The organism is Flagellimonas aurea, assembly GCF_017313785.1.
GTDB classification, from domain to species: Bacteria; Bacteroidota; Bacteroidia; order Flavobacteriales; family Flavobacteriaceae; genus Flagellimonas; species Flagellimonas aurea.
This window is the reverse complement of sequence record NZ_JAFLNL010000001.1, coordinates 349,531-364,298: the sequence shown is the minus strand read 5'-3', so window position 1 is coordinate 364,298 and position 14,768 is coordinate 349,531. Positions and strand designations below refer to the sequence as shown.

At 43.7% G+C, this 14,768-nt stretch carries 10 protein-coding genes; 7 read left to right on the top strand and 3 right to left on the bottom strand.

Going from position 1 to position 14,768, the window contains the following annotated elements; all coding sequences use genetic code 11:
- Nucleotides 1–122: 122 nt before the first annotated feature.
- On the top strand, nt 123–740 hold the full coding sequence (locus J0656_RS01600; RefSeq protein ID WP_207031029.1) for an MCP four helix bundle domain-containing protein: 618 nt from the start codon (nt 123–125) through the stop codon (nt 738–740).
- Here J0656_RS01600 and J0656_RS01595 read toward each other — a convergent pair.
- The 3 genes from J0656_RS01595 to J0656_RS01585 are packed head-to-tail and all read right to left on the bottom strand — an operon-like array spanning nt 737 to nt 3,902.
- The gene (locus J0656_RS01595) at nt 737–1,180 is read right to left on the bottom strand and encodes a 3-oxoacyl-ACP synthase (protein WP_207031028.1); all 444 of its coding nucleotides are present in this window, start codon (nt 1,178–1,180) and stop codon (nt 737–739) included. The two genes, J0656_RS01600 and J0656_RS01595, sit on opposite strands and share 4 nt — an antisense overlap.
- A gap of 7 nt (nt 1,181–1,187) precedes the next feature.
- Nucleotides 1,188–2,540, bottom strand: a complete 1,353-nt coding sequence (locus tag J0656_RS01590) for a sensor histidine kinase (protein ID WP_207031027.1) — start codon at nt 2,538–2,540, stop codon at nt 1,188–1,190.
- 3 nt (nt 2,541–2,543) lie between these two features.
- A complete protein-coding gene (locus J0656_RS01585; protein WP_207031024.1) occupies nt 2,544–3,902 on the bottom strand; it encodes a sigma-54-dependent transcriptional regulator in 1,359 nt (452 codons plus the stop codon).
- A 204-nt stretch (nt 3,903–4,106) separates the two neighbouring features.
- Between J0656_RS01585 and J0656_RS01580 the strand changes: the two genes are divergently transcribed.
- From J0656_RS01580 to J0656_RS01555, 6 genes are all read left to right on the top strand, one after another.
- Nucleotides 4,107–5,441 (top strand): TolC family protein, encoded by a 1,335-nt coding sequence (locus tag J0656_RS01580; RefSeq protein ID WP_207031022.1) that lies wholly within the window; start codon nt 4,107–4,109, stop codon nt 5,439–5,441.
- A gap of 8 nt (nt 5,442–5,449) precedes the next feature.
- Nucleotides 5,450–6,700, top strand: coding sequence for an efflux RND transporter periplasmic adaptor subunit (locus J0656_RS01575; RefSeq protein ID WP_207031020.1), 1,251 nt, complete (start codon nt 5,450–5,452; stop codon nt 6,698–6,700).
- 65 nt (nt 6,701–6,765) lie between these two features.
- Nucleotides 6,766–7,461, top strand: coding sequence for an ABC transporter ATP-binding protein (locus J0656_RS01570; protein ID WP_207031018.1), 696 nt, complete (start codon nt 6,766–6,768; stop codon nt 7,459–7,461).
- A 41-nt stretch (nt 7,462–7,502) separates the two neighbouring features.
- The gene (locus J0656_RS01565; protein ID WP_207031017.1) at nt 7,503–9,884 is read left to right on the top strand and encodes an ABC transporter permease; all 2,382 of its coding nucleotides are present in this window, start codon (nt 7,503–7,505) and stop codon (nt 9,882–9,884) included.
- 33 nt (nt 9,885–9,917) lie between these two features.
- Nucleotides 9,918–12,335 carry an ABC transporter permease gene (locus J0656_RS01560; RefSeq protein WP_207031016.1) on the top strand — a complete coding sequence of 806 codons (2,418 nt, stop codon included), beginning with the start codon at nt 9,918–9,920 and terminating at the stop codon, nt 12,333–12,335.
- Nucleotides 12,336–12,359: 24 nt separating this feature from the next.
- A complete protein-coding gene (locus tag J0656_RS01555; RefSeq protein WP_207031015.1) occupies nt 12,360–14,759 on the top strand; it encodes an ABC transporter permease in 2,400 nt (799 codons plus the stop codon).
- Nucleotides 14,760–14,768: the final 9 nt, after the last annotated feature.

Below are 14,768 nucleotides of genomic sequence, written 5' to 3'. Positions count from 1 at the left end.
GCTCAAGCATTAGGTTTGCTCAATTAGAATGGTTAGCTAATGGCCGGGTGGATTTGCATCCCCGTAAAAATTTTAATATCATTCACTTATATTTAATTTAATTCATGTAAAAAGTAGAAAGGATGCCAAAAAGAACGATAAGACAACGAATTCATGCAGGTTTTGTACTCGCAGCAGCATTTTTATTGGTTCTTGCATCCAATCGGTTGAACAACCGAAACTTTTCTACAGTGGAGCATGGAGTGGATTCTGTGTTTGAGGACCGCTTGGTTGTTCAGGAATATATTTATAGGCTGAACAATTTGTTTCATGAAAAGGAAATGTTCTTGGCATATAATTCATTGGATGAAAAATCGCTTCCACAATATCCTGAGATAAAGACTATTTTGGCCGATTTCGAAAAGACGGATTTGACCCGTGAGGAATCGTTACAATTAACAAGTTTAAACGAAAATTACGCAGAACTCAAAACCTTGGAAGAGAAGCATTTGAATGACCAGGCTTCTGAAGAGGATATCACTGCGGTTTTGAACAGCATCAGCACAAATCTGGACGAACTTGCAGAGGTCCAACTTTCCGAAGGGAGACAATTGACACAACGCTCCAAGAGATCTTTGGGCATGAACGAACTGTTGTCCCGAATTGAAATTGTATTCCTGATAATTATAGGAATCCTTTTTCTCATCATCGTTTTTTATCGTGATAAACCCAATATGGAATTGGTGGAAGACGAGGCTTAATCTACTTCCAATATCTCCTGTTCTGTACCATTAAAGGTAAATCGCTCCCCTTTTTCTTTTCCCAACAACAATTTGGCAATAGGGGCATTTGTGGAAATACAGTACACAACCGTGTTATTTTGGTTGAAAGCCCCAGCGGAAATAGCTAAGAAATAATGTGCCATACTGGTTTGTACCAAGGACCCCAGCCGTATTTTCCCGGAAGTGCCATCAATATTGATTTTACTGAGAATGCCGCGCGTAGTATCGATTTCCTGTAATTGTTGCCCGAGCTTTTCCTGTTCCAACTGTACCATGGCCCTACCCGTCTCATGTTTGTCCCCTGCTGAACTTTTGGTTTCGGAGCCCAAGGATTCCTGTAGCTCCCCACTCTGTTTTTTAAGGCGTTCCGAGCGTTCGTTCACATAGTCCCAACAAAATTCCAATAGTGCTTTTTTCATAATTTGGTTATGCAAAGGTAAGTCGGAAAACAGTTTCCGAATCGGGAACCGAACGTACTTGGATGCTCCCCCCGTGAAGTTGCATCACTCTTTTGGAAAGGCTTAGCCCAATTCCGGTACCTTCACTCTTTGTGGTAAAAAACGGGACAAATATCTCGTCCATTACTTCGGGAGGAATACCGGGTCCGTTATCACGAATATCTATGAATTTGGAGCCGTTTTCATCAATTCCGGCAATCATTTGTACTTTTCCTGCGTTTGTGGACTCTACCGCTTGCAAAGCATTTTTTCCCAAATTGATCAGTACTTGGGAAATTTGTTTCTCATCAATGTAAAATTCCAAATCCTCTGGATGGCAAACGGTGGCGAACTCACTTTCCCCATCCACCAACCTGGCCGACATCAGCACGTCGATTTTTTCCAGAAGGTCCTTTCCCTTGACCAATGACTTGTTGGGTTCCGGTACATGCAGTAGGCTCCTGTACGATTGTACAAAGTCCATCAGGTCGCCTCCTTGCTCTTTGATCACTTCCAGGCCCTTTAAGGTGTTTTTGATCTGAACCTCTTCCAGCTCCTCCATTGGGGTGATCTTGTCACCCTTTCGGTAATACTTTATGATGGAATCCGATATAGAGGCAATCGGGGTAATGGTGTTCATAATCTCGTGGGTCAGCACGCGAATAAGCCTTACCCAAGACTCGGTTTCTTTTTCGTCAAGCTCTTTATGGATATCTTGTACCACGACCAATTGCAAGGACTGACCGTTCAACATCAACGGAGTGGACTTGAGCGCCAATTGAATTTGTTCCCGTTCGTTGGACAATTGGAACAACTTGCGTTCAAAGGGATTGAAATTTTTAAATATCTGGTAGAGGGTTTCATCAACCTGCTTTAATTGTTTAATATGGTTCAAAGGAGTGTAATCCAACAACTTTTCCAAGGTAGGGTTGGCAAAAAGGATGTGGCCTTTCTCATTATAGGTCATGATGCCGATGCTCGCCTGTTTTAGGATTTCTTGATAGTACTGTTCCCGTATCTGGAGTTGCATATGTACCTCTTGGATAAGTCCATTTACACGGTTTAAACTTTTGTTCAGCTCTTTGAAAGACTCAATGGTAACACCTTCGGGAAACCGAAGGGTGAAATCCTCGTTTTTAATGGCATCGAAAAAATAGGCGATTTTGCGGTTGGTCCGGTTGATAAATGTTATCAATGAAAACACCTGTGCCACTAAAAAAAGCACACAGAGCCCGAAGAAAAAATACCATTTAAAAGCCACTGAAAATGCCAATACAACAGCAGTAATGGTTATAAAAATAACCCTGAGAATAAGTTGTATATAAAAATTTCTACTGGCCATAGATCACTTTTTTTTCAACTTATTGTAGAGCGTTTGGCGAGAAATACCCAATTGTTCCGCAGCTGCACTATAGTTTCCCTCGTTCTGCTCCAAGGCCCTGTTGATCATTTGTTGCTCCATTTCATTTAGGGTCATGGGTTCGCTGTCCATGGATTGCATGGGCTTGGCATGCAGCAAAAAATCCGATGGTTTAAGTACGTTACCGTCAGATAATATTACGGCACGTTCCATGGTATGTTGCAGCTCCCGTACATTTCCGGGCCAGGGGTATTCCATCAGTTTCTCCTGGGACGCCTGGTTCATTCGTAGGCCCGATTTATCGTATTTGTGAGCAAATTTTTTCAGGAAAAAATCGGCAAGCACCAAAATGTCCCCATCGCGTTCGCGAAGTGGTGGCACCTCAATATGAATGGTGTTGATACGGTACACTAGATCTTCCCGGAAGAGTCCATCGGCAACCATTTGCTCCAAATTGCAGTTGGTCGCACATATCAATCTGATATCTACTTCTGTAGGCTTATTGGAACCTACGCGTACCACTGATTTGTTCTGGATGGAAGACAATAATTTGGCCTGCATCTGCAATGAAAGGTTTCCGATTTCATCCAAGAACAAACTACCTTGATGGGCGGCCTCAAACTTGCCCGCTCGATCTTCCTTGGCATCGGTAAACGAACCTTTGGTATGGCCAAAAAGCTCGCTTTCGAATAAATTCTCAGCAATGGAGCCCATATCCACACCTATAAAAACTTCATTTTTTCTGTTGGAAAGACGGTGCAGCTCACGGGCTATCAATTCTTTTCCAGTGCCGTTCTCACCCGTGATCAGCACATTAACGTCGGTTTTCGCAACCTTGGCCACGAGGTTGAGCACAGAGGTCAGTGCTTTGGACTGGCCGATGATAAAATTACGATCCTGATTAATGACCTGTTTTAAATTGTTCTCCTTTTTCTTGAGGTTGTGTATTTCCTGCTTCGATTTTCGAAGTTCGTAAGCAGATTTCACCGTGGTCATCAACCGCTCGTTGTTCCAAGGTTTCAGAACAAAGTCAGAAGCCCCCTGTTTTAATGCCCTTACCGCCAAATCAACGGCCCCGTAGGCGGTCATCATAATTACCGATGTGTTAGGGGACCTTTTTTTAATTTCGTTGAGCCAATACAATCCCTCGTTTCCGGTGTTGACACCAGCGGAGAAGTTCATGTCCAACAATACAATGTCCATATCCTCAAGATTTGGAAAGGAAGAAATCTGGTTGGGGTTGAAGATGGTTTGAACACTTTTATACTCAAACTGTAAAAGAATTTCCAGAGCACTCAGCACACTCTTATTATCATCGACCACTAAGATTTTGGCATCAATCATTGGATAACAGTATTCAAATGGACAGCTAAAACTAGTAATTGCTTCAATATGGTCTGCCTTACTGTAAAATATTTGGACATTTTTTGTACAAAATTTTTACACCTGCTTTATCTTGAGAACACTTTATCAAGTGTAACTGTCTGATAATCAATTTTAAAATATTTTGGCATAAGAATAGAATACAGTTTGGCACAGTAATACACTATGAATCTAAAAATAAACATAACAACCTTTTTATTATTGGCTTCGTTCCTTGGGTTTTCCCAAGAGGTATGGACGTTGGAAGAATGTGTGGCTTATGCCATCGAACACAACCTTCAGGTAAAGAATACCTCGTACAACAATGAATCCAGCAAGGAATCTTATCGGCAGTCCATACGTGACCTGTTGCCATCGGTAAGCGGCTCCACCGACTATACTATACGATATGGTAGGTCCGCCGACCCCCAGACCAACGATTACGTGAACACGGAATTCTTCAGCAACAACTATTCGCTCAATGCCAGTTTGGACCTGTTCCGCGGTTTTCAAAAGATGAATTCGATAAGAGCGTCAAAATTTATTTATAAGGCAACCCAAGAGGACATTCTACAGGAAAAGTTCTTGTTGGCCTTTAGGGTGATGAGTGCGTTTTACGATATCAAGTTCTTTCAAGGCCTAGTGAACAATACTTTGGAACAATTGGAAATTTCACAGGCCAATTACGATTTGGTCGAAAAACAAGTAGAATTGGGATTGATGGCAGGGGCCGATCTTTACGAAGCTGAATCCAACCTTTTGGGGGATAAGTTTCTATTGACCCAGAACCGCAACCAATTGACAAATGCCAAACTGGTGCTTTTACAAGAAATGAACCTGATCGGCGCTACGGACATTGAGATCCAAGAAACCCTTGAAGAGACCTTGCCCAACCGAGAAGTGACCTTGGATTCGCTGTATCGGTCGGCCCGCGGATTTGTTCCCTTGGTAAAGGCACAGGAGTATCGTGTTTCCGCGGCCAAAAAGCAGATGCAGGCCACAAGGGGGGACCTATTCCCCTCTTTATCCCTTTTTGCAGGTTACGGAACCAGTTATTTTGAGACCAATGTGGATGAGGATGGCAATGTAATTCCATTTAAGACCCAGTTCAACGACAACCAATCCAAGTTTGTCGGTGCCCAGTTGAACATTCCGATTACCAATGGGTGGGCCAATCACTCCAGGGTAAAACAGCAAAAGATAGCTTACATGCAGGCCAAGAACAACCTTGAGATACAAGAGCAGGAACTGTTCAAACTGTTGCAACAATTGGTCCAGGACAACCGTGCACTTATTGCGGAATATGAGCAGAGCCTACAAAAGGTCGATGCACAGGAATTGGCCTTCACCATTGCTCAAAAAAGATATGAAAAGGGATTGATCAATGCGTTGGAACTGTTTCAGGCCAAGAACCTTTTCGGTGTGGCACAGAACGAGAACTTACAGGTGGGATTAAGGTTAAAAGTCAATCAAAGTACCATTGATTTTTACAGCGGTCTGCCCATATTTAACATCAACTAAAATAAACCATGGATATACAATTAGAGAAAAAGAAAGGACTTAAACTCAAGCATTACGGCTACATCGCTTTGGGCATATTGCTCTTGTTCGTTGGCTATAAGTTGATTTTTGCCAGCTCCATGTCCACCTTTAGGACAGAGAAGGACCGCTTGTCCATCTCCTCGGTGACCGCGGGCAAATTTGACGACTACATAACCATAAATGGGAACGTGGCACCTATCGCCACCATTTATATGGATGCCTATGAAGGAGGCCGGGTATCCGAAAAATTGATCGAAGAAGGTTCCATGGTCAAGCAAGGGGACATTATTCTTAAATTGGAGAACATGGCCCTGTACGAGCAAATTTTGGCAAGCGAAAGCAACTTGGCCCTTAAACAGAACGATCTACGTTCCACCAAACTTACTTTTGATTCCAGACAAGTGGAGGGCAGAAAATCCTTGGCCACTGCACAATACGATGTGCAACGCTTAAAACGAGCTTACGAGCAGAACAAAGAGCTATATGAAGAGGAACTGGTTTCCAAGGAAACATACCTAAAATCAAAGGAAGATTACGAATTGGCACAAAAACAATACGAAATAGTAAAGTTACAGACCGAGCAGGATGATGAATTGAGAGAAACCTCATTAAAGGGACTGGATACGGACCTAGATCGTATGCAGAAAACATTGTCCATGGTCTACGAGCGGTTGGACCATTTGAACGTTCGAGCCCCGGCCGATGGCCAATTGGGCTTTTTGGATGCCGAGATAGGCCAGAACATTTCTCAGGGACAGCGTATCGGCCAGATCAATGTACTGACCGATTTTAAAATCGAAGCGGATATCGATGAGCATTATATTGACCGTGTAAAGAGAGATCTTTCCGCTTCTTTGGAGCGAAATGGAAACGAGTACAAACTGCGCTTGCGCAAGGTGTACCCCGAAGTACGGAACGGCAGGTTTAGGGTCGATTTGGTTTTTGTGGACGAAAAACCCGAAACCATAAGAGCAGGTCAGAGCTACAACATACGATTGCAATTGGGCGAATCCAACGATGCCATGTTGCTTCCCAAAGGAGGTTTTTTCCAAAGCACGGGAGGACAATGGGTCTTCGTGGTAAGTCCCGATGGCAATGAGGCCATTAAGCGCAATGTGCGATTGGGCAAACAAAACTCAAGATATTATGAGGTCCTTGAGGGGCTTCAGCCTGGAGAACAGGTCATTACCAGTAACTACGATAGTTTTGGCGATGCGGAACGGATTGTATTGAAATAATCCGCAGAAATGTAACAATGAGCAAAAATGAACAGTCTTTAAAAAGCAATCAAACAACCATTACAATGATAAAAATTACAGATCTTAAAAAAAGTTTCCGAACAGAAGAAGTGGAAACCTTGGCCCTAAATGGCGTAAACCTTAAGGTTGAAGAAGGGGAATTTGTGGCGATCATGGGCCCCTCCGGATGTGGAAAGTCGACCTTGTTGAACATTATAGGGATGTTGGACAACCCCACGCAGGGAAGCTACAACTTCGCAGGGCACGAAGTCGGCGGATTAAAGGAAAGTCAACGCACCCAATTGCGAAAGGGGAATCTGGGCTTTGTGTTCCAGAGCTTTAACCTGATCGATGAGCTCACCGTTTTTGAAAACGTGGAACTGCCATTGATCTACCTTAAGATGAACAAGGCCGAGCGCAAAGAAAAAGTGCAGAAGGTACTGGAACGCATGAAAATCGCACACCGAGAAAAGCACTTTCCCCAACAACTTTCCGGGGGGCAACAGCAAAGGGTTGCCATCGCAAGGGCCGTGGTCACCAATCCAAAACTGATCTTGGCGGATGAGCCGACCGGTAACCTGGATTCCAAAAACGGTATAGAGGTAATGAACCTGTTGACCGAGCTGAACCAAGAGGGGACCACCATTGTTATGGTAACACACTCCGATAGGGATTCGCATTATGCGCACAGGGTAATCAATTTATTCGACGGTCAAATCGTGACCGAAAGTCAGAACAAACCATTAAAGGCCATGATATAGGAGTTTATGTCATCAATCAAAAAAACGATCAAATCAATCACATGTTCAGGAACAATCTAAAGGTAGCGTGGAGAAATCTCAAGTCCAATAGACTTTTTTCAATAATTAATATAGTGGGACTTTCTATAGGCCTCACTATTGTGATGTTGCTTTTTCTGTTCATTTCCTACGAAAGGAGCTTTGACTCCATGTTTCCAAAGAAAGACAGGATCCAACGGGTTTTATTAAAAACCAATGGAGATTTTGGTTTTGAGACCTGGGCCACAGTACCTCCGGTAACGGCCTTGGCCATGAAAGAAGAGGTGACGAATGTGGAAAGTGCCGCAAGGTTGTTGAAACATAATTTTGGCGACCCCGCCTCATTGCGCATTAATAATCAAAACTTTACCGAAAACCTTTTTTATTGGGTAGATAAGGAGCTGCTTACCATTTTTGATATTGAAATGGTTAAAGGAAGTTCTACCGGCGCCTTGGACAGACCCGGTACGGTAATTCTTTCCGAAAAAGCCGCCCAAACCTATTTTGGCGACCAAAATCCGATCGGACAAACCATAGTGGTCGATAACGATCGTGAGCTTGAGGTAACAGGAATATACAAGGATTTCCCTGAAAACAGTACCCTTGATGCGGACATTATGGCCTCGAGCAACGGATATTGGTTCTACGACAGAAAATCTTGGAGCAATGCCAGTTTTGAGACTTATTGTTTATTAAAGAAGAATGTTTCCGTAGAGGCCACTCAGGCACAAATTGACCAAATGCTGAAGGCAAATATTGAAAAAGAGGGCCAATGGTACACGTTTGGTCTACAACCTTTGGAAAAGGTACACTTATATTCGGCATCTTTTGCTAGCGGTTATGCTTCCCATATCGGGGACATCAATGAGGTCCGCAACCTTACCTATTTAGCCATTTTGATTCTTTTGATTGCTTGTATCAACTACATGAACCTTACCACGGCCCGTTCCCAAAAGCGTTCCAAGGAAGTGGGAATAAGCAAAACCCTGGGAGCCTCTTCAAAATCCTTAGTGTGGAGATTTTATCTGGAAGCAGGACTCATCACGGCCATTTCCATTGTGCTGGGCATTATACTGACTCTGTTGTTATTGCCCGGTTTTAATGCCTTAACAAACCAAAGTTTGACCATGGATCTGCTGCTGACACCAGCTTTTGCATCCGCAACCTTAGGTGTATGGGGTATTACGACGCTAGTATCTGGCCTATACCCATCGCTTTACCTATCCAAGTTTTTGCCAAAGGAAATCCTATCACCTTCCTTAAATCGTGGAAAAGGGAATTTGGTGATCAGAAAAGGTCTTGTGGTAATGCAATTTGCCGCTTCGGCGGCCTTGATAGTTGGGGTTATGGTCATCTATCAACAAACAAAATATATCCAGAACAAGAACTTGGGTTTTGTTGCGGACAATGTGATGGCTATTTCTATTGGAGGATTGAGCGGGGAAGAAAAGCGTAATGCTCTGGAGCAAGAGTTTAAAAAACTCTCAGAAGTAACTGCTGTATCCATGGTACAGGGGTATCCCGGAATGGATGTGAGCGGACGGACACTTCGAAAAAAAGGCACGGACAATAAAGGGCTCAATATCCAGACCAACGTGAGCGATGCAGGTATTGTTGACGCACTCAAACTACAGCTTTTGGCAGGAGAGAGTTTGCCCGAATTCAAAAGTGAAACGGATACTTTGGTTGAAGTGGTCCTGAATAAAAAAGCGGTTGATTTTTTGGGGTATTCCCCAGAAGAGGCCATTGGAAAGGAAGTCTTTATCGGGGTTCCACAGACCATAGTGGGAGTGGTGGACGACTTTAATTATGAATCGTTGCACCAACCTATTGGAGCCTATGCATTTCACAATAATTCAGGAGAGGGCAAATCTTATATGCTTGTGCGGTTTAAGTCCGGCAATTTGGCCAACACTGTGGAGGAACTTAAAGGAACCTTTACCAAAGTCGTTACTAATCTGGATTTCAATTATTCCTTTTTGGATCAAAATATTGCAAGACTGTACGCCAAGGAAAAACGAACAGGACAGATTAGTGTTGTGTTCTGTATGTTGGCCATTTTTGTGGCCGCGTTGGGTCTTTTTGGCCTGGCGGCTTATACGGCGGAACAACGAAGAAAGGAAATTGGCATACGAAAGGTATTGGGAGCATCTGTGGCCAAAATAAGCCAAATGCTATCTGCTGATTTTACAAAGCTGGTACTGGTAGGTCTGGTCATAGGATTTCCGTTGGCCTATTTTTCCATGGAGAATTGGCTGGAAGGTTTTGCATATCGAATCAAGATTCAATGGTGGGTGTTTGCTTTGTCCGGATGTATTGCTTTGGGTATAGCCCTTGTAACGGTCAGCTTTCAGTCTATAAGGGCAGCGTTGGCCAATCCGACCAAAAGTCTGAAAGCAGAATAAAAAAATCAATCAAAAAACGATCAAATCAATTGTATGTTCAAGAACCACTTAAATATCGCATGGAGAAGTATAAAAAAGGACAAGCTCTTCACATTTATAAAAATAGGTGGGTTTGCCGTTGGTATCGCGGCCTGTCTTTTGATCACCCTTTTCATCGGCAATGAATCCAGTTATGATACCCATTACCAAAACAAAGACCACATATACCGAGTGGTGTTCCAAGGAGAGGTTCAAGGAGAGGTAATGAAGAGCACCCACTTTCAATTGCCTTTTTCCGATGCACTCCAATCTGATTTTGCCGAAATAACCAAGGCGGGAAAAGTGAACACCATTGAAATCTTTGGTGCGGGCAAACGAGGTTTTAGGATAAACGGGGCACAGGAGAACACTTTTGAAGAGAACTTCATCATTGCGGATCAGGAGGCTTTTGAGATTTTGGAAATCGAACTGGAACAGGGAGACCCGACAACTGCGTTGACCAATCCCAAAAGTATCGTGATTTCCAAATCCAAAGCGGATAAATATTTTCCCAGCGGCAACGCTTTGGAACAGCTTGTGTTCTTGGACAACGATACATCAAATCCCTATACCGTCACAGGTATCATGGAAGACATACCGGAGAATTCACATCTTGATTTTGATTTTATGCTTCCTGTGGAGGACACCAATGGAAGCTGGACCAACCAGAACTATTTTACCTATGTGTTGGTCAATCCGAACACCGATATTCGGGAATTGGAACAAAAAATGTCATCCATTGTTGAAAAATACATTATTCCGGCGCAAATGGAAAGGGGCCGCTCGGCCAGTTTTATAGATGTACTGCGGACCGCTGAGTACAAACTGCAACCGGTAACGGACATTTACCTGAAATCGGACCTAAAAATGCAGGATGGATTGAAGCATGGCGATGTCAAGTTTGTATGGCTCTTTGCGGCCATAGCCATTTTTGTACTGCTCTTGGCCATTATCAACTTTATCAATCTTTCCACGGCCAAATCGGCAAACAGGGCCAAAGAAGTGGGTTTAAGAAAGACCATTGGGGCATTTAGGAACAGTTTGGTCAACCAATTTTTGACCGAATCGGTCATGTTCAGTGTTATTTCCTTTGTGCTAGGTGTGTTCTTGGCTTGGGGACTGCTACCGTTCTTTAATGAAATCGCTTCAAAAGACATTGAACTCCCATGGAGCGATTGGTGGTTTGTGCCCGTATTGCTTGTTGCTGCATTGTTTGTAGGTGTTTTGGCAGGAATTTATCCGGCGTTTTACCTATCGGCCTTTAAACCGGCCAATGTTCTTAAAGGTTCCTTGAGCGTGGGCAGCAAAAGTGGCAGACTGCGCAGTGGATTGGTCATCTTTCAATTTACCACTTCGGTGATCCTCATTATTGGCACATTGATCATCTACCGCCAGATGGACTATATCGTCAGCAAGGAACTGGGATATGATAAGGAACGTGTGGTAGTGCTGGAGGGCACCCATATTCTTGACAACAAAATAGAATCATTTAAACAACAATTATCATCATTATCCCAGGTGAAAAGCGTGACATCCACCAACTATTTGCCCATTGATGGAGGGAGCCGAAATGGTAACACCTTTATGGTCGATGGCCAGGATGATGGAGGAAGAGGTGTAGCTGCACAGATTTGGAAGGTTGACTATGGCTATACCGAGACCTTGGGTATCCAATTGGATAAGGGCAGAACTTTTTCAAAGGACTTTGCCTACGATTCCATCAATTCGATAGTCATCAATAACAAAATGGCCGCAGAGCTTGGTCTAAAGGATCCAATCGGTAAAAAATTGGACAACAACAGCCAAGTTTTTGAGATTATAGGGGTGATAGAGGATTTTCATTTTAAATCCTTGAAAGAGGATATCACCGCATTGTCATTGGTCATCGGAAAGGACAATGGAGCTGTTTCGGTAAAACTTGAAAAGGGAAACCCGACCGATGCGCTCGCTGCCATTGAACAAGTTTGGAACAGAAATGTTCCTAATCAAGCACTCAACTACTCTTTTCTGGAGCAGGAATTTGCCCAAATGCACGAAGATGTACAGCGAATGGGCAAAATATTCAACAGTTTTGCCCTATTTGCCATTCTTGTGGCCTGTCTGGGCCTGTTTGCCCTATCAGCATTTATGGTAGAGCAGCGAAGAAAGGAGATAAGCATCCGTAGAGTGCTCGGCGCGCCCTTCCAAAATATTTATAAACTGCTCACTTTTGACTTTCTGAAACTTATCATCATTTCAATAGCGATCGCCATACCCATCGGTTGGTATTTGATGAACAGGTGGTTGGAAGGTTTCGCTTACAGAATCAGTATTGGATGGGAAGTTTTTTTAATGGCAGGGGTCATCGCCCTGTGCATTGCCGTACTGACCATCAGCTATCAATCCATAGGAGCGGCCTTTTTACAACCGACCAAAGGTCTGCGCAATGAATAAATCAATCAAAAAACACCATCGATCATGCTAAAGAACTATATTAAAATCGCCTGGAGAAACCTTGCAAAAAACAAGGGTTATACCATAATCAACGTAGGAGGTCTTGCGTTGGGCATGGCGGTAACGCTCATTATCGGCCTGTGGGTGCAAGATGAGCTGAGCTATAACGATTACAACACCAATAAGGACAAAATTGCCCAAATATTCCAATCCCAAACGTTCAATGGGGAAACCGGAACCGGGCCCGCTATCCCGAGACCATTGGAGAAAGCTTTTAGGGATGGTTATATGGATAATTTTGAGTATTTGGTGATGTCTTCTTGGACCACCTCCCAATATTTAAAATATAAGGAAACAAGCATTTCTCGCGAAGGCAATTTTATGCAGCGGGAAGCTCCCGAAATCCTTGATATAAAAATTTTGAAGGGAGAAAGGGACGGTGTTCGGGAAATCAACTCCATAATGTTGAACGAGTCCACCGCCAAGGCACTTTTTGGTGACGAGGAACCGATTGGAAAGGTAATCGAGGTAAATAGCCAATACGATATGATGGTCACGGCAGTTTACGAGGACCTCCCTTTCAATGCCTCTTTTAATGACACAGAATTCATAATGCCATGGGATAAATATGTCTCAGTGAACGAATGGATCAAAAATGCCGAAGATCAATGGGGGAACAATTCGTTTCAAATGTTTGTCCAGATCGCGGACAATACGACCATGGAATCCGTTACCTCAAAAATTCTGGAGGTAAAACAGAAGCTGAACGAAAACTCCAGGGAATTCAACGCCCAATTGTTTCTATTTCCAATGGAGGATTGGCACCTGCGCAGCAGTTTCGAAAACGGGAAGCAAGCAGGGGGCCGAATCAAATATGTTTGGCTGTTCGGAATTATCGGAGGGTTTGTATTGCTTTTGGCCTGTATCAATTTTATGAATCTCAGTACCGCCCGTTCGGAGAAAAGGGCAAAGGAGGTGGGGATCAGAAAATCCATCGGGTCTCAGCGCTCCCAATTGATCAACCAGTTTTTGGGCGAGTCCTTTTTGGTGGTATCATTTGCCTTTGCAATTGCTGTATTGATCGTTGTGGCGTCCTTGAACGGGTTCAATAATTTGGCAAGAAAAGAAATATCCTTCCCTTGGGGCTCCCTTGCATTTTGGGGTGTTTCCTTGGTCTTTATAACGGTCACAGCTCTTTTGGCGGGCAGCTATCCTGCTCTTTATTTATCCTCGTTCAGACCAGTGGATGTCTTAAAGGGAACTTTCAAGGCAGGCAAGCATTCCGGTTTACCAAGAAAGATTTTGGTGGTGGTCCAGTTTACCGTTTCCGTAGCGTTCATCATCGGAACCGTGATCGTAATGCAACAGATCAATTATGCTAAAAACAGACCCATTGGGTACGATAAGGAGGGGCTGGTCCAGATTCCGACCATGAGCCAGGATTTTACGGGCAAGTTTGAATTGATGCGGGATGAATTCATCAATTCAGGAGCGGTTGTGGAAATGTCCACATCCAGCGCCCCGACCACTAACATTTGGTCCAACCGGAGCGGATTTGTTTGGGAGGGCAAACCAGAAGGTTTCCAAGAAGATCTGGCATGGACCGAAGTGTCCCCTGAATATGCCAAAAGTCTCAACTTAAAGATTGTGGAGGGAAGGGATTTTTCACGGGAGTTCCCCTCGGACTCCAATGCCGTGTTGATCAATGAAACGGCCGTGAAATATATGGGGCTCAAGAATCCAATAGGAAAGTTTATCAAGGACGATGATGAGGAAGACCCATCACCACCATTAAAGATAATAGGCGTGGTGCAGGACATGATCGCACAATCGCCGTACGAACCAGTGAAACAAGGGATGTACGTTTTTGATAAATACGGCAATGCTTCCTATTACAATATGAGATTGAACCCATCCCAGAGTGCCAGCCAGAACATTACAGTAATCGAGAGGGTATTTAAAGAGCATTTCCCGAACATTCCCTTTCAGTACGATTTTGTGGACGAGGAATACGCTGAAAAATTTGCGTCCGAAGAACGGATTGGCACCCTATCCGGGATCTTCACCGCACTTGCCATTTTAATAAGCTGTTTGGGGCTTTTTGGACTCACCTCTTTTGTGGCCGAGCAGCGCACCAAGGAAATAGGGGTCCGAAAAGTACTCGGAGCCTCGGTATTCAATGTGTGGAACATGTTGTCCAAGGACTTTTTAAAGTTGGTGATTATCTCGTGTTTTATCGCGGTCCCCATCGCTTATTATGTGATGAACGGGTGGCTTCAAGAATATCCGTACAGGGTGATTTTGAAATGGTGGATTTTTGGCTTGGCCATGCTCGGAGCCCTCGCGGTAACGGTGCTCACGGTAAGTTTTCAGGCCATACGTGCGGCAAAATCCAACCCGGTCAAAAGTTTGAGAACGGAATAAGAACAGGAT

What these genes read in the sequence shown, in the direction of transcription:
- J0656_RS01595 (WP_207031028.1), bottom strand. Translation starts at nt 1,180, where the DNA reads ATGAAAAAAGCACTATTGGAATTTTGTTGGGACTATGTGAACGAACGC.
- J0656_RS01590 (WP_207031027.1), bottom strand. Translation starts at nt 2,540, where the DNA reads ATGGCCAGTAGAAATTTTTATATACAACTTATTCTCAGGGTTATTTTT.
- J0656_RS01560 (WP_207031016.1), top strand. Translation starts at nt 9,918, where the DNA reads ATGTTCAAGAACCACTTAAATATCGCATGGAGAAGTATAAAAAAGGAC.
- J0656_RS01600 (WP_207031029.1), top strand. Translation starts at nt 123, where the DNA reads ATGCCAAAAAGAACGATAAGACAACGAATTCATGCAGGTTTTGTACTC.
- J0656_RS01565 (WP_207031017.1), top strand. Translation starts at nt 7,503, where the DNA reads ATGTTCAGGAACAATCTAAAGGTAGCGTGGAGAAATCTCAAGTCCAAT.
- J0656_RS01580 (WP_207031022.1), top strand. Translation starts at nt 4,107, where the DNA reads ATGAATCTAAAAATAAACATAACAACCTTTTTATTATTGGCTTCGTTC.
- J0656_RS01575 (WP_207031020.1), top strand. Translation starts at nt 5,450, where the DNA reads ATGGATATACAATTAGAGAAAAAGAAAGGACTTAAACTCAAGCATTAC.
- J0656_RS01555 (WP_207031015.1), top strand. Translation starts at nt 12,360, where the DNA reads ATGCTAAAGAACTATATTAAAATCGCCTGGAGAAACCTTGCAAAAAAC.
- J0656_RS01585 (WP_207031024.1), bottom strand. Translation starts at nt 3,902, where the DNA reads ATGATTGATGCCAAAATCTTAGTGGTCGATGATAATAAGAGTGTGCTG.
- J0656_RS01570 (WP_207031018.1), top strand. Translation starts at nt 6,766, where the DNA reads ATGATAAAAATTACAGATCTTAAAAAAAGTTTCCGAACAGAAGAAGTG.